The organism is Lysobacter claricitrinus (assembly GCF_045866565.1).
In the GTDB taxonomy this organism is placed as follows: domain Bacteria; phylum Pseudomonadota; class Gammaproteobacteria; order Xanthomonadales; family Xanthomonadaceae; genus Cognatilysobacter; species Cognatilysobacter claricitrinus.
On sequence record NZ_BAAFZV010000001.1, the window covers coordinates 1 to 15,630 of the forward strand.

Annotated in this window: 13 protein-coding genes; 11 read left to right on the forward strand and 2 right to left on the reverse strand. The window is 68.2% G+C overall.

The genetic code is table 11. The features are described from left to right. Positions 1 to 229: 229 nt before the first annotated feature. Genes ACKTTN_RS00005 through ACKTTN_RS00020 form a run of 4 tightly spaced genes read left to right on the forward strand, consistent with a single transcriptional unit; the run spans position 230 to position 3,399 of the window. Positions 230 to 529, forward strand: a complete 300-nt coding sequence (locus ACKTTN_RS00005; RefSeq protein ID WP_407907828.1) for an STAS domain-containing protein — start codon at positions 230 to 232, stop codon at positions 527 to 529. Further along, a complete protein-coding gene (locus ACKTTN_RS00010; RefSeq protein WP_133501413.1) occupies positions 526 to 891 on the forward strand; it encodes a response regulator in 366 nt (121 codons plus the stop codon). The genes ACKTTN_RS00005 and ACKTTN_RS00010 overlap by 4 nt, the downstream gene beginning before the upstream one ends. 22 nt (positions 892 to 913) lie before the next feature. Beyond that, positions 914 to 2,884, forward strand: a complete 1,971-nt coding sequence (locus tag ACKTTN_RS00015) for a chemotaxis protein CheA (RefSeq protein WP_407907829.1) — start codon at positions 914 to 916, stop codon at positions 2,882 to 2,884. A 23-nt stretch (positions 2,885 to 2,907) separates the two neighbouring features. Then, complete coding sequence (locus ACKTTN_RS00020) at positions 2,908 to 3,399, forward strand: chemotaxis protein CheW (protein ID WP_407907830.1); 492 nt, start codon at positions 2,908 to 2,910, stop codon at positions 3,397 to 3,399. A 422-nt stretch (positions 3,400 to 3,821) separates the two neighbouring features. Here ACKTTN_RS00020 and ACKTTN_RS00025 read toward each other — a convergent pair whose 3' ends face one another. After that, on the reverse strand, positions 3,822 to 4,127 hold the full coding sequence (locus ACKTTN_RS00025; RefSeq protein WP_407907831.1) for an energy transducer TonB: 306 nt from the start codon (positions 4,125 to 4,127) through the stop codon (positions 3,822 to 3,824). A 278-nt stretch (positions 4,128 to 4,405) separates the two neighbouring features. On the opposite strand from ACKTTN_RS00025, the gene ACKTTN_RS00030 reads away from it, so the two are divergent. From ACKTTN_RS00030 to ACKTTN_RS00060, 7 genes are all read left to right on the forward strand, one after another. Further along, positions 4,406 to 7,063, forward strand: coding sequence for a methyl-accepting chemotaxis protein (locus ACKTTN_RS00030; RefSeq protein WP_407907832.1), 2,658 nt, complete (start codon positions 4,406 to 4,408; stop codon positions 7,061 to 7,063). A 220-nt stretch (positions 7,064 to 7,283) separates the two neighbouring features. Next, a complete protein-coding gene (locus ACKTTN_RS00035; protein WP_407907833.1) occupies positions 7,284 to 9,521 on the forward strand; it encodes a putative bifunctional diguanylate cyclase/phosphodiesterase in 2,238 nt (745 codons plus the stop codon). Beyond that, positions 9,514 to 10,398: a CheR family methyltransferase gene (locus tag ACKTTN_RS00040; RefSeq protein ID WP_407907834.1), complete on the forward strand. Its 885-nt coding sequence runs from the start codon at positions 9,514 to 9,516 to the stop codon at positions 10,396 to 10,398. The genes ACKTTN_RS00035 and ACKTTN_RS00040 overlap by 8 nt, the downstream gene beginning before the upstream one ends. A 1-nt stretch (position 10,399) precedes the next feature. Beyond that, entirely contained in the window at positions 10,400 to 11,011 is a 612-nt protein-coding gene (gene cheD, locus ACKTTN_RS00045) for a chemoreceptor glutamine deamidase CheD (RefSeq protein WP_407907835.1), read from the forward strand. Further along, positions 11,008 to 12,066 (forward strand): protein-glutamate methylesterase/protein-glutamine glutaminase, encoded by a 1,059-nt coding sequence (locus ACKTTN_RS00050; protein ID WP_407907836.1) that lies wholly within the window; start codon positions 11,008 to 11,010, stop codon positions 12,064 to 12,066. Before cheD ends, ACKTTN_RS00050 begins: the two co-directional genes overlap by 4 nt. 157 nt (positions 12,067 to 12,223) lie before the next feature. Continuing rightward, entirely contained in the window at positions 12,224 to 13,393 is a 1,170-nt protein-coding gene (locus ACKTTN_RS00055) for a methyl-accepting chemotaxis protein (RefSeq protein ID WP_407907837.1), read from the forward strand. A gap of 174 nt (positions 13,394 to 13,567) precedes the next feature. Beyond that, positions 13,568 to 14,773 (forward strand): sensor histidine kinase, encoded by a 1,206-nt coding sequence (locus tag ACKTTN_RS00060; protein ID WP_407907838.1) that lies wholly within the window; start codon positions 13,568 to 13,570, stop codon positions 14,771 to 14,773. On the opposite strand, the gene ACKTTN_RS00065 is transcribed toward ACKTTN_RS00060, so the two are convergent. After that, a complete protein-coding gene (locus ACKTTN_RS00065; protein WP_407907839.1) occupies positions 14,762 to 15,562 on the reverse strand; it encodes a TrmH family RNA methyltransferase in 801 nt (266 codons plus the stop codon). The genes ACKTTN_RS00060 and ACKTTN_RS00065 overlap by 12 nt on opposite strands. Positions 15,563 to 15,630: the final 68 nt, after the last annotated feature.

Below are 15,630 nucleotides of genomic sequence, written 5' to 3' on the forward strand. Positions count from 1 at the left end.
CAGCGCACGAAACGCCCTTGTTCGTAGCACCGACGACAAAACGGACCGCGACCGCGGGCGGAAAGCCAGCCAGTCAGGCGAGATAACGCTGCGTGTGACGCGCGACGCCCCCGCGCACACCCCGAACTGCGACCNNCGCCCTCCCACAACACCCCCACCCCCCACACCTCAAGTCACCCGCGCCCGGGCCGTTAAATCGGTCGTAATCCTTTCCGCGGCGAGGTGCGCCATGACCGAACTGAGCCTCCAATCCGACCTCGGCATCGAGCACGTGGGTGCATTGCAGCAGGTGCTGCTGCCCCATCTCGAGGACGACGAGCCCGTCTCGATCGTTGCCGACCAGGTGCAGCGCGTGCATGCCGCCGGTTTGCAGCTGCTGCACGCGTTCGTGCGCGATCGCGCGGGCGCCGGGCGCCGCACTGTTTTCACCCTCGCATCCCCTGCCCTGGTCAATGCCGCGCGCCAGCTTGCGCTCGCGGTGAGCCTGGGCGTCGAACACACTCAAGCTGTAAACGGAGATATTGCGTGAGCGCGCAACTGCTGATCGTCGACGATTCCACTTCCATGCGGCAGATGGTCGCGTTCGCGCTGTCGTCCGGCGGCTTCAACGTAAGCGAAGCCGAAGACGGCCAGGCCGCACTCGACATCGCGAAGACGCGCCGCTTCGACGCGGTCGTCACCGACGTCAACATGCCGCGCATGGATGGCATCGAGCTGATCCGCAACCTGCGCCAGCTGCCCGACTACCGCTTCACCCCGCTGCTGATGCTCACCACCGAGTCCGGCCCGGAAAAGAAGCAGGAAGGCCGCGCCGCCGGTGCCACCGGTTGGCTGGTGAAGCCGTTCGATCCCGAGCAGCTGCTCGCGACGGTCCGTAAGGTCCTCGGCTAAGCCGGCAGGAGTTGTCGTCCCCATGGACATGAGCCGGTTCCACGCGGCCTTCTTCGAAGAGAGCCGCGAAGGCCTCGACACGATGGAGTCCGGCCTCCTCGGCATGGAGGCGGGGCGCTCCGACGCCGACACGATCAATGCGATCTTCCGCGCCGCCCACTCGATCAAGGGCGGTGCCGGCACGTTCGGCTTCAAGTACATCAGCGACTTCACGCATGTGATGGAAACGCTGCTGGACGAAGCGCGCGCCGGCAAGCGTCATCTCGATTCCGCCGCGGTCAGCGTGCTGCTGACGTCGGTCGACGTGTTGCGCGGCATGCTGCACTACGCCGAGAACGGCGGCGCGCTCGACCAGCCGTCGATCGACAGCAGCAAGCGCGAACTCGATACGCTGCTCACGGGCGTCGCCCCGGCTGCACCGGGCACCGCTGCCGCCAAGCCCAAGAGCGATGGCCCGGACTTCTGGCGCATCAGCTTCCGTCCGTATCCGTCGCTGTTCCTCAGCGGCAACGATCCGCTGCGCATGCTGCGTGAGCTCGCCGACCTCGGCGCGCGCGAGATCGCCTGCTTCGACGACACGCTGCCGAAGTTTGCGGACCTCGATCCCGTCAACGCCTACCTCGGCTGGTCGTTCGAGCTCCCGGGCACCGTCAAGCGCGCGGCGATCGACGACGTGTTCGCTTGGGTCGAGGACCAGTGCGATCTCGTCATCGAAGCGATCGAGCCGGAGCCCGTTGTCGAAGCGACGCCGCTCATCGCCGAAGCCGTCGCATCGAACGACGCGAACGCACCGGCAGCGGGTAGCGGTGGCGCCGAAAGCTCGATCCGCGTCGCCGTCACCAAGGTCGACGCGCTGATCAATCTCGTCGGCGAGATCGTCATCACCCAGGCCATGCTGCGCCAGCGCGCGGAAAGCCTCGATCCGGTGCAGTTCGAAGGCCTGCTGGCCGCGATCAACCACCTCGAACGCAACAGCCGCGACCTGCAGGAAGCGGTGATGAGCGTGCGCATGCTGCCCGTGGACTTCGCGTTCTCGCGCTTCCCGCGCATGGTGCGCGACCTCGCGACGCGGCTGGGCAAGAAGGTGCGCCTGAAGACGACGGGCGAGCAGACCGAACTCGACAAGGGCGTGATCGAGAAGATCGTCGATCCGCTCGTGCACCTGATCCGCAACTCGATCGACCACGGCCTGGAACTGCCCGAGGACCGTCGCGCCGCCGGCAAGGACGAGACCGGCACGATCGCGCTGAGCGCGATGCACCAGGGCGGCCACATCGTCATCGAGGTCACCGACGACGGTCGCGGCCTCAATCGAGAAAAGATCCTGCAGAAGGCCGCCGAACGCGAGCTTCCGATCGGCGACAACCCGACGGATGCGCAGGTGTGGGAACTCATCTTCCACCCCGGCTTCTCCACCGCCGACAAGCTCACCGACGTGTCGGGCCGCGGCGTCGGCATGGACGTGGTGCGCAAGAACATCCAGGCGCTCGGCGGCAGCGTCGACATCCGCAGCGAAACGGGCAAGGGGTCGACGATGACCATCCGCCTGCCGCTCACGCTCGCCATCCTCGACGGCATGACCGTCGCGGTGGGCAGCGAAGTGTTCGTCGTGCCGCTCAACGTGGTCGTCGAATCGCTGCAGCCCGGGGCAGGAGAGATCCGCACCATCGGCGGCGGTGATCGCCTGCTGCGCCTGCGCAACGACTACATCCCGCTGGTCAACCTGTCGGCGCAGTACGGGCTGGGCATGGACACCTGCAGCATGCTCGATACGCCGTCGATCGCCGTCGTCGTCGAAAGCGAAGGCAAGCGCATCGCGCTGGAAGTCGACGAACTCATCGGCCAGCAGCAGGTCGTGATCAAGAACCTCGAGTCGAACTACCGCAAGGTGGCCGGCGTGTCGGGCGCAACGATCCTCGGCGACGGCCGCGTCGCGCTGATCGTCGACGCCGACGGCCTCGCGCAGCACATCCGCATGAAGGACGCGGCGTAATCGCGCCGCCACAGGAACGCACCATGAGCACCGAAGCCATCCACGACGTCGCCGGCATTACCGACCACGAGTACCTGACCTTCACCCTCGGCAGCGAGGAGTACGGCGTCGATATCCTGAAAGTGCAGGAGATCCGCGGCTACGACCAGGTCACGCGCCTGCCGGGCGCGCCGGACTTCGTGAAGGGCGCGATCAACCTGCGCGGCCTGATCGTGCCGGTGGTCGACATGCGCCTGAAGTTCGAACTGTCGCAGGCCACGTACGACGACACCACGGTGATGATCGTGCTGAGCGTCGCCGGCCGCACCATCGGCATCGTCGTCGACGGCGTGTCGGATGTGCTGCGCCTGGACGCGTCGCAGGTGCGCACGGTTCCCGACCTCGGCTCCGCGATCGACCGCCAGTTCCTGACCGGGCTTGGCGTGGTCGACGAACGCATGCTGATCCTGCTCGACATCGAGCGGTTGATGACCAGTGAAGAGATGGGACTCGTCGAGCAGGCGATCGCTGCCTGATCGATCGAACATCGCGATGGAGCAACGGCCGCCCTGGCAACACGGCGGCCGTTTTCGTTGCCGGTTTTGCACCGACCTGGAACACGCGGTTGCGCTTCGCACTGACGGGGTATGAGGCCGTGTCGTCCGACCGATTGAACGCCCCGCCGGAGGGACAACGTTGCGCGATTCGATCTTTGAAGCAACGGCACAGGCGTTTCGCGCGCTGGCGCGTCAGCGCATGAAACGCCCCTGCCCTACCTGACCTTCGACGCGCGCAACGTCGAACATCGACGTCACCAACACAGGCGCGTCGACCAAATTGCGCCCACAAAAAAACCGGCCGCTTTCGCGACCGGCCCAAGTCTTTTCCGGGCCACCGGCGAAAACCGGCCCCGGGGACGCCGGCCGAAGCGCGGCGCCCCATGACGTCCAGCGACGTCTTACAGCGAGAAGTTCAGGCGAACCTTGCCCTTGCCACCGCCCGGCTCGAACTGCCACTGCTTGACCGCCTTCACGGCAGCCTGCTCGAACGTGCGGGTCGGCTTGGCGCTGACCACCGACACGGCGGCAACCTTGCCGGTGCCATCGACTTCGAACTCGACGTCGACGTAGCCGGTCGTGCCGGCGCGCGCGGCCTCCGGCGGGTACGCCGGCTCGACACGCTTGATGGGCTTGAGGTCGGCGGCCTGGGCCGGCAGCGCTGCGCCCAGCACCAGCGCGATCGCGAACACGAAATTACGGCTCATTGTTTTTCTCCATGACAACGGGTGACGCGGCGCGCACGGCGGCGCCGTGACCCCGACAACGGCCCTGCCACCGCGTTCTTGAGCGCGCCGGTCGTATTCCAGCGGCTGGATGCACAGGTTCTTGATGCACATCGCATTCCGCCGCCTGGCCGCCGCGGCGGCGGACGGGCGCAATCCGCGCCGCTCGCCGGAAGTCGGACGCGGGTCACTAAAGTTCACCGCGGTTGCGCCGATGACGCTCACAGCCGACCCATGAAGGGTCTACCGCCGAGGCTGTCATGCGTTTCAACAACTCGTCCATCGCCGACAAGGCCCTCGCGCCATCCACGCGATTGATGTCGAAGCTCCGCTTCACCCAGAAGGCCGTCGTCATCGGCGCCTCGTTCGTCCTGACCTGCGCCGTGCTGACCGGCTTCATCGCGAAGTCGGCCTACCACGACATGTCGGCGGCGAAGCTGGCAGCGAGTGCATCGGCGCCGATCCGCGCGCTCGACACCGCCATGACGTCGATGCAGATGCATCGCGCCCTGGCGATGCGGCAGCTCTACAAGCAGCCGGTGTCGCCCGCGCTGGTGGCGCAGTCCCAGGCCGATGTCGACAAGGCGCTCGCCGTCGTTGACAGCTGGCAGGACGATCGCCTCAGCGGCACGCCGCTCAACACGCAGATCAACGTGTTCAAGGCCGCGTGGGCCAAGGCGCTGACGCCGGAAACCGACGCCGCCAAGATGACCGAGGCGCACACCGAAGCGCTGCGCCAGGCGCGCCTGCTGGTCAAGCAGATCGACGTCGCGAGCGGCCTGAGCCTGTCGACCGACCCGGCCAGCTACTACTCCAGCCGCGCCGCCGTCGAATGGCTGCCGCTGCTTGGCGAAGCCAGCTCGCAGTACGGCCTGACCGCCGTGCACGTGCTCGGCGAGCAGTCGATCTGGGCGGACGACCGCGCCAGCTTCGCCGCCGCCGGCAACATGGAGCAGTTCCTGCTCGATCGCATCGACCTGGATCACAAGGAACTGGCCAAGTTCGACCCCGAGAACGCCAAGAAGGCCGCGGTCCCGCTGAAGGCCGCGATCGCCGCGATCAACGGCAACAAGGCGTTCGTGCAGGCCAAGGTCATCGACGCCGAGACGCAGGACATGCCGATCGCGGCGATGGCCGCCAACAACGACGCGATGCGCGCCGCCGTGCAGAAGGCGACCGACGCGATGTTCGTGTCGCTCGACGACACCACCGGCGACCAGATCGCCGCGCTGCGCAACAAGACGCTGTCGGTCATCCTGATCGTCATCCTGTCGCTCGGCCTCTCCGCCTACCTGTTCCTCGGCTTCAGCCGCAGCACGCGTGATTCGCTGGCCAAGATCAAGAACGCCGCCGAGCTGCTCGCCGTCGGCCAGTTCCCCGACAAGGTCGGCGTGGACAGCCAGGACGAACTTCGCGTGATCGGCGACGGCATCGAGAACGCGGTCGGCGCGCTCCGCGGCTTCGCCAAGGCGCAGCAGGACATGTTCAACGAGCACGAGGCCGGCAACATCGATCACCGCATCGACGCCGATTCGTTCGCGGGTTCGTACGGCGTGATGGCCGACGACCTCAACACACTGGTGGCCTCGCACATCGAAGTGCAGAAGAAGGTCATGGAACTCGTCGGCCAGTACGCGCAGGGCGACCTGTCGCGCGACATCGACCGGTATCCGGGCCAGAAGGCGCGCATCACCGAGTCGATGGACGCGGTCAAGGCCGGCATGCTCAAGGTCACCGGCGAGATCAAGACGCTGGTCGACGCGGCCGTCGCCGGCGACTTCAGCCCGCGCGGCAATGCCGAGGCCTACGAGTTCATCTACCGCGAGATGGTCGCCAACCTCAACACGCTGATGCAGAGCGCCGACCACGGCCTGAGCGAAGTCGGCTCGCTGCTCGCAGCGGTGTCCGACGGCGACCTCACGCAGCGTGCGGACGAGAACCTGCCGGGCCAGTTCGGCGAGCTCGCGCACAACGCGAACCGCACCGTGCACCAGCTGGCGGGCATCGTCGGCCAGATCCGCATGGGCAGCCAGCTCATCAACACCGCCGCCGGCGAGATCGCCGCGGGCAACAGCGACCTGTCGGCGCGTACCGAACAGCAGGCCGCGTCGCTCGAGGAAACCGCCTCGTCGATGGAAGAGCTGACCAGCACGGTCCGCCAGAACGCCGACAACGCGCGCCAGGCCAACCAGCTCGCAGTCGGCGCCGCCGACGTCGCGCAGCAGGGCGGCACCGTGGTGAGCAAGGTGGTGGGCACGATGGGCGCGATCAACGCGGCCTCGCGCAAGATCGTCGACATCATCAGCGTCATCGACGGCATCGCGTTCCAGACCAACATCCTCGCGCTCAACGCGGCGGTGGAGGCGGCGCGCGCCGGTGAGCAGGGCCGCGGCTTCGCGGTCGTCGCCTCCGAGGTGCGCTCGCTCGCGCAGCGGTCGGCGCAGGCGGCGAAGGAGATCAAGGGCCTGATCAACGACTCGGTCGAGAAGGTCGGCGAAGGCACGCAACTGGTCGACCAGGCCGGCCAGACCATGCAGGAGATCGTGACGAGCGTGAAGCGCGTCAGCGACATCATCGCGGACATCTCGGCGGCGTCGCAGGAGCAGACGAGCGGCATCGAGCAGGTCAACCAGGCGATCCTGCACATGGACGAATCGACCCAGCAGAACGCGACGCTGGTCGAGGAAGCTTCGGCCGCGGCGCGCTCGCTCGAGCAGCAGGCCGTGCAGCTGGTCGAAACCGTAGCGGCGTTCCGCCTCGACTCGGCGCAGGCCGAAGTCAGTGCGGCGCTCGCCCGCGCGGTCGAGCCGGTGAAGGCGCATGCGTCGGCACCGAAGGCGCCGACCGTCGCGATCGCAGCGCCGAAGACGCGCCGCGCCGCGAAGGCCAACGGCGAGCAGCACTGGCAGGAGTTCTGACGGCCCTGCCCCGTCGACCACGAACGCCGGCCATGTGCCGGCGTTCGTGTTTTCCGGGGTCGCGACACACGGTGCCGACGCACGTGACCGCTTCAGCTGCGATGTGTGACCGCGGGCGCGCCGCGCGTTCAAGTCGCCGCGCGGATCGCCGTTAACCCAATAGCGCAGCCCCCGTCCGCCTTCGGATGCCTGCGCGGGACGCCCCACTGAAGGACCACCCATGCCGTTTACTTCCCACCCTGCGAACGACTCCCACGACGTGTCGTCGCCGCTCATGTCGGACACGTTGCCCGACGCGAACGCATGGGGCGAGGAATTCGACGACCTCGTCGCGCTCGCCGCGCGCGTCGCCGACGCGCCATTCGCGTGGGTCGCACTGTCGGACGGCGCATCGCGCACGCGCGTGATCGCGCGCTTCGGCCTCGATGCGAGCCTCGACACCGCGCTGCTCACGCTCTGCGCACCGGTGAATTCGGAAGTACCGCGCCTCACCGTACCGGACGCCGCGGACGACGCGTGCTTCGTGTCGGAGCCGCTGGTTGCCGGCTATCCGGGCATCCGCTTCATCCACGCGCAGGCGTTGCTCGGAGAGAACGGCCGCTACATCGGCACGCTCGCCGTGGCCGACCGCGTCGCGCGCCACGCCGCCGGTCGCGACACCGTGCAGGCGCTCACGCGCGTTGCGGCGCTTGGCGAACGCCTGATCGAACGCCAGCGCCTACAGCGTCGCAACCGCATCGCCACGCAGATCATGCAGGCGGGCTTCAGCGCGATGATCGTCACCGACGAACACGGCCAGGTGACGCTCGCCAATCGCGCGGCCGAATTGCTGTTCGGCATCCGCGGCCGTCGCATGCGCGGCATGCCGGTGGAGCTGCTTTTCCCGTCGCAGCTGCAGACCGACGCGCTTGCCGCCAGCACGTGGCTGCACGCGGAAGACACCGACGCGATGCTCGGCCGCGCGCCGCAGCATCGCCTGCACGCATTCGGCCCGAATGGTGACGTGCGCTCGCTCGAAGCGACACGGTGCACGTGGCAGCTCGGCCAGGGCCACGGCAAGGCCATCATCCTGCGCGACATCACCGACGACCTCGCGCAGCAGGCCACGCTGCGCCAGCTCGCGCTGTACGACGCATTGACCGGCCTGCCCAACCGCACCGCGCTGGTCGAGGCACTGACCGCGCAACTGGAAGCCACCGACACGCCGGTCGCGCTCGCGCTGCTCGGCCTCGACAACTTCAAGACGATCAACGATACGCTCGGCCACGCCGCCGGCGACATGGTGCTGCAGAGCACCGCGGCGCGGTTGCGCATGGCGCTGCCGACGAACGCGCAGGTCGGCCGCTTCGGCGGCGACGAATTCGGCGTGCTGTTCACCGGCGTCGAAACCGTGGACCTGCCCGTGCACCTCGAGCGCATGCTGGTCGCCGTCAACGAGCCGATGGACGTCAGCGGTACGCCGATGCACCTGGAAGCGAGCGTCGGCTTGGGCGTTCGCGAAGACCTGCAGAACGACGACGACAGCCTGCCGAGCGCAAGCGAACTCATCGCGCGCGCCGACCTCGCGCTGTACAAGGCGAAGGCGCGCGGAGGCCGCCAGTGGTGCCGCTACGACCTCGGCATGCGCCGCGAAGTCATCGACCGCCGCATGCTCGAAGTCGAACTGCGTCGCGCGTTCGCGCGTGGCGAGTTCGAGCTGCACTACCAGCCGCAGATCGACCTCACCAACGGCCTCACCTTCGGTGCCGAGGCGCTGCTGCGCTGGCGCCATCCGGAACGTGGCCTGCTCTCGCCTGCCGCGTTCCTCGACGTGCTGGCCGGCAGCGCGATGGCCAACGACGTCGGCCGCTGGATCATCCGCCAGGCCTGCCGCGACGCCGCGTCGTGGCCGGAGGTCGGTGGTCGCCGCATCGCGATCAGCATCAACCTGTTCCCCGGCCAGGTGCACGAGACCGACCTGCGTTTCGACGTCGACGAGGCGCTGCGCGAAAGCGGCCTGCCCGCCGAACAGCTCGAGCTCGAGATCACCGAAACCATCGCGCTCAAGCCGGACGACAGCGCCTCGCGCGCGCTCGCCGCGCTGCGCGACCGCGGCGTCAAGCTGTCGTTCGACGACTTCGGTACCGGCTTCGCGTCGCTGTCGATGCTGCAGCGATTCCCGATCGACCGCGTCAAGATCGATCGCTCGTTCGTACGCGACATGCTCGACAACCGCGGTGACGCGGCGATCGTTCGATCCATCGTGCTGATCTCGCGCAACATGGAACTGCACGTCACCGCCGAAGGCGTCGAGAACCACGCGCAGGCCGAACTTCTTCGCGGCATCGGCTGCAACGCCGCGCAGGGCTTCCTGTATTCGCCGGCGCTCGCGCCGCGGGCGTTCGAGAACTGGCTGGCCGCGCAGACCTCCGACCCGAAGCGCGCGCCTTGGCTGGCGACGGAGCAGCACGATGGCTGATGCATCGGCGCGTCGACGCAGCGACGAGCTGCCGGTCGGCGCCAGTCTGGAGCGGGTGTTCGCGTTCGAGGATCGCGACTTCAACCGCATCTGCAAGATGATCCACCAGCGCGCCGGCATCGCGCTCGGCCCGCACAAGCGCGACATGGTCTACAGCCGCCTGGTGCGCCGCCTGCGCAGCCATGGCATGAGCCGCTTCGGTGACTACCTCGACATGCTCGAGTTCCGCGGCGACGCGGACGAGTGGCAGGCGTTCGTCAACTGCCTGACCACCAACCTTACCTCGTTCTTCCGCGAGGCCTATCACTTCGACGCGCTGATCCTGCAGCTGCGCGAGGCGCATGCGCGCGGGCGCCGCGACGAACCGCTGCGGATCTGGTGCGCCGCGGCGTCGACCGGTGAGGAGCCGTGGTCGCTGGCGATCACCGCCTGCGAAGCGTTCGGCACGATGGCGCCGCCGGTGCGCATCCTCGCCACCGACATCGACACGCAGGTGCTGGAAACCGCCGAGCGCGGCGTGTACGCGATCGACCGCATCGCCAACCTTTCGGACGAGCGCAAGCAGGCGTTCTTCCAGCAGGGCAGCGGCCCGCATGCCGGCCAGTGCCGCGTGAAGCCCGCGTTGCGCGAGCTCGTGCAGTTCCAGCCGCTGAACCTGCTCGACCCCACGTACCGGGTGGTGCCGGGACTGACCGCGATCTTCTGTCGCAACGTGATGATCTACTTCGACAAGCCCACGCAGTACCAGGTACTGCAACGCATGCGCCCGCTGCTCGGCAGCGAAGGCCGCTTGTACGCCGGGCACTCGGAGAGTTTCAACCACGCGGCCGACCTGTTCACCGGCTGCGGCCGCACGATCTACATGCCGCGTCGCTGACATGGCCGCCGCACTCGCCCTCGCCGATCCCGGCACCTACTACGACGAAGCGCTGCAGACGCACGCGTTCCGCCTGTTGCCGGCCGAATACCGCGTAACCGACCAGCCGATGGCGCTGGTGACGTTGCTCGGCTCCTGCGTGGCGGCGTGTCTCTACGACCCCACCATCGGCGTCGGCGGCATGAACCACTTCATGTTGCCGGATGCGGAACCCGCCTCGATGGCGGCCAAGTCCGACGGCAGTGCGCGTTACGGCGCACACGCGATGGAACTGCTGATCAACGACCTGCTCAAGCGCGGCGCGCGTCGTTCGCGCCTGCAGGCGAAGGTATTCGGCGGCGGCAACGTGCTGCGCGGCTTCACCAGCGACCCTATCGGCACGCGCAATGCGCGCTTCGTCGTCGACTATCTCGGCGCCGAGAACATTCCGATCATCGCCCGCGACCTCGGCGACATCCATCCGCGCAAGGTCTGCTTCTTCGTGCAGACCGGCCGGGCGCTCGTGCGCCATCTGCCGGTCACGCGCGACGAGGAGATCGTCAAGGCCGAGCGCGCCCTTTTTGGCCGGCTTTCGCATACGCCCGTTGCCGGCAGTGTGGAACTGTTTTCATGAGCGCAGTGAAGGCCGCGGCGGCCGCTGGCCGACCGGTCCGTGTGTTGATCGTCGACGACTCGGCGCTGATCCGCCAGCTCATGAGCGAGCTGTTGTCGGCCGATCCCGGCATCGAGGTCGTCGGCGTCGCGGCCGATCCCTTCATCGCGCGCGACAAGATCAAGCAGCTCAATCCCGACGTGCTGACGCTCGACGTCGAGATGCCGCGCATGGACGGGCTGACGTTCCTGCAGAACCTCATGCGCCTGCGTCCGATGCCGGTGGTGATGGTCTCGTCGCTGACGCAGGCCGGTGCGACCGTGACGCTCGATGCACTCGCGCTCGGCGCCGTGGATTTCGTCGCCAAGCCGAGCATCGACGTCGCGCGCGGCATCGCCGAATACGCCGACGTGCTGCGCGAAAAGGTGCGCACCGCCGCGAAGGCGCGCGTCGCACGCATCGAACCGCGCGCGGCCACCACCGCGATCGGCACGTATCGCACGACCGACCGCCTGCTCGCGATCGGTGCGTCCACCGGCGGCACCGAAGCGATCCGCGAAGTGCTCTCGGGCATGCCGGCGGATGCGCCGGCGGTGGTGATCGCGCAGCACATCCCCGCGCAGTTCAGCGGATCGTTCGCCGAACGCCTGGATCGCCACAGCAAGATGACCGTGATGCAGGCCGAGGACGGCCAGCAGATCATGCCGGGCCACGCCTACCTCGCACCGGGCGGCCTGCACCTTCGCGTGCAGCGCAGCGGCGCACGCTGGCTGTGCCGCGTCACGGACGATGCCCCGGTGAACAACCATCGCCCGAGCGTGGACGTGCTGTTCGATTCCGTTGCGGCGCACGCCGGTCGCAACGCCGCCGCCGCGCTGCTCACCGGCATGGGTGAGGACGGCGCGCGTGGCCTGCTCAAGCTGCGCGAGTCGGGCGCAACGACCATCGCGCAGGACCAGGCGACCAGCGTGGTGTGGGGCATGCCGGGCGCGGCGGTCGCACGCGGCGCTGCGGACGAGGTCGTGCCGCTGGGCGACGTCGCGCAGCGGCTGCTTGCGGCGACGAACCGCGACTGAGCGCACATCGCATCACGCAGAGCCCCGCCGTCGGGCCACGTATGGCGGCGAAACACGCATCGCCAACCGCGGCCCACGTCCAAATTAGCGACGCGCACCACTAAAGCCCCTTCCCGCAGTGCCGTTATCACCTTTGACCCTCTTCCAGAGAGCCGCGATGGACTCCCGCGTACTAATCCGAATCGCAGCGCCAGTAGCGCTCACTTTCCTCGTCATGCTCGCTGTCGGGCTTGGTTGGCCGACCGCCGTGAAATGGGGCGCACTCGTCTCGATGTTCGGCGCCTGGCTGGCGTTCGCCTGGTCGGTGAGCCACAGCGGCGGCAAGCAGGTCTCGATGGTGCGCGAGCAAACCCGCGTACTCGACGAACTGCGTACGTTCGTCTCGGCCGAGATCAACGGCAGCAAGCACGAACTCGATCGCACCCGCGACCTCATCCGCGAATCCGTCGCCAAGCTGGGCACGAGCTTCGAGGCGGTGAACCGCAAGTCGCGCGAGCAGAGCCAGATCGTGGCGCGCATCGTCGACCGCACCGGCGACAACGGCGGTGGCGTCGACGTGCAGCGCTTCGCGGTGCAGGCGAGCCACCAGATGGAACAGCTCGTGGAAGCGCTCGAGGCCGTGTCCGGCCAGAGCAACCACACGGTGACGCACATCGACGCCATGGCCGAACATCTGGACGGCATCTTCGCGCTGCTCGAGGACGTCAAGTCGATCGCCGACCAGACCAACCTGCTCGCGCTCAACGCGGCCATCGAAGCGGCACGCGCCGGTGAAGCGGGCCGTGGCTTCGCGGTCGTGGCCGACGAGGTGCGCAACCTGTCCGAGCGCAGCACCGCGTTCAACGAACAGATCCGCAAGCTCGCCTATTCGTCGAAGGACGCGATCGCCAAGGTGCGCGACACCGTTACGACGATGGCATCGCGCGACATGGACCGTGCACGCAGCGCCCGCGGCGAAGCGGCGTCGATGCTGGAGCGTGTCGAAGGCATCAACCGCTCGCTCAGCAACGGCATGCGCGATATCTCGGAGTGCGGCCGTTCCATCGACGGCTCGGTCGGCGAAGCGGTCCGCTCGCTACAGTTCGAGGACATCGCGACGCAGGCCCTCGGGGCGGCGAACGTGCACCTCGAGCGCCTGGCCTCGATCAACCGCGAGGCGGTCGCGTTGCAGGAACTCCTGCACCGTCCGCACCACGACGTCGAAGTGCAGCGCGCGCTCGGCCAGATCGCCCAGCGCATCACCTCGATGCGTGGCGAGTGGGAACGCCCGCCGCACAAGCCGGTGATGCAGCAGTCGATGGATGCAGGCGGGATCGAGCTGTTCTGATCCACCCTGTCATCGCGACTTCGAGGCCGCCACCGGACACCGGTGCGCGGCCTCGATCGTTTCCGGGATTCGATCCACCAACCAATAGACATCGGGCACGCGCGACGCAGCGCCGTCGCATGGCACACTCCGGCCATGCCCGTGGACGCGCCCGTGCCCCCGCACCGCTCTCCTGTGCAGGCCGCGCTCCTCCTGGTGCCGGTGCTGCTCATCGCCTTCGGCGTTCCCTTCGCACTCCATCTGGACGCCCGTGCCGCCGCCGCGGTGACGCTGGCCGTGCTCGCCGGGTCCGCGTTCGCCGCTTCGGCCATCCGTCGCGCGCTGGACAACGCGGCCGATCCCGCCGCCGATTGCGAGCGCTCCCTGCTCGACCTGACCTCGACGTTGCCGCAAGGCGTGCTGCTCATCGTCGACGGCAGGCTCGACGCCGCGAATCCTGCGGCACGCCATATGCTGGGACTGGGTGACGTCGACGTCTCGGCCGTCGATCCGCGCACGCTGTTCGTCGATGCCGGCGTCGCCCTGGAGGCGATCGGCGATGCACAGATGGACAGCGACGTGCTGCTGCGCCGACGCGGCGCCGGGCCGTTCGAGGCCCACGTTTCGGCGCGCAACGCCCGCATGGCCGGCGTGTCGATGCGATTGGTGCAGCTCACCGATCGCGGCGCCGATCGCGCACTCGCCGCGCGGCTCGACGCGCAGCGCGCCGAACTCGAAACACTCACGCGTCGACTGATGAGCGTGCAGGAGGATGAGCGCGCCTCGCTGTCGCGCGAGCTGCACGACGACATCGGCCAGGCGATCACCGCGATCAAGTTGTGCGCGAGCTCGCTGGCGCACGAGCCGGATCCGCCGCGCACCGCAGTCGTCGCCGAAACTGCACACGAGATCGGCCAGATCGCCGATCAGACCGTCGCCAAGCTCCGCGATCTCTCCCTGCTGCTGCGGCCGCCGCAGCTGGATGCGCTCGGCCTGGAAGCCGCACTGCGCTGGCAGGCGGGCGCGCTGTTCCGTGGCGACCTGCCGCGGCTGGAACTCGACATCCCGCCGCTCGACTGCCGTCCGCCGCGCGAACTCGAGCTGGCGTGCTTCCGCATCGCGCAGGAAGCGCTCACCAACGTGCTGCGACACGCCAGCGCGGGACGCGTCTTGCTGCAATTGCATTGCGACGACGTTGAATTGCGCTTGCGCGTGGAGGACGACGGCCGTGGTATTCCGGCCGACCATCACGCCGGTCTGGGCCTGATCACTATGCGCGAGCGAGCAAGGTTAGTCGGCGGTGCGTTGACGCTGGACAGTCGCGCCGGAAAAACCATCGTCGAAGCGGTGCTGCCGCTGCCAGCGGAGCCCGACCTGCGCGCAGGCGTTCTACAGGGCTGAGCGGAACCGGCGTCGCCATTCGCCCAGCAACACGGCGGTGGCGCTTGCCACGTTCAGGCTTTCCACCGCACCGCTGCCGGGAATCGACACGCGAAGGTCGCACGTCGATGCGAACGCGCGATCCATGCCCTCGCCTTCCGCGCCCATGACGTAGACGAGCCGCTCGGGCAAAGCCGCGTCGAACACGTCGTCGCCGCCGTCGACCAGTGTTGCCGCCAGGCGGAAACCCGCGCCGTGCAGTTGCGCGAGCGAGTTGTCGGCGCGGCCGAGGCGCACGAACGGCACCGCTTCCGCGCCGCCTTCCGCCACGCGCGCGGCGGCGCCCGACAGTGCGAGCGTCGATTCCTTCGGGATGAGGACAGCGCAAATTCCGAAATGCGCGGCAGACCGCAGGATTGCGCCCAGGTTGTGCGGATTGCCCACGCCGTCCAGCCATAGCGCGCATTGCGGGCCCGCCGGCAGATCGCGCAGCCATGTCGACAGCGGCATCGGCGCTGCGCGCAGCACATCGGCGACCACGCCTTCGTGGTGCGAACTCGACGCCAGCTTCTGCAGGTCCACCTCGTCGACCACGCGATAGCCGACACGATTCGCCACGCACCACTTCAACAGCGGCTGCAGCGCCGGGATGCGCGCTTCGGCCAGGTAAAGCTTGCGGATCGCCTCGGGTCGCCGCGCGAACACGGCGCGCACCGCGTTGAGCCCATACAGACGCAACTCGTCGCGCGGGCCGCGCTCGGACGCATCCGCCTGCGGCGGACGCCCACGCGGGGGAAAAGGTCGGTTCATGGCAGCGGCTCCGCGATCACGGCGGCCATTGTCGTCGATGCCGCGGTAGCTCGCCCACATCGCGCGCG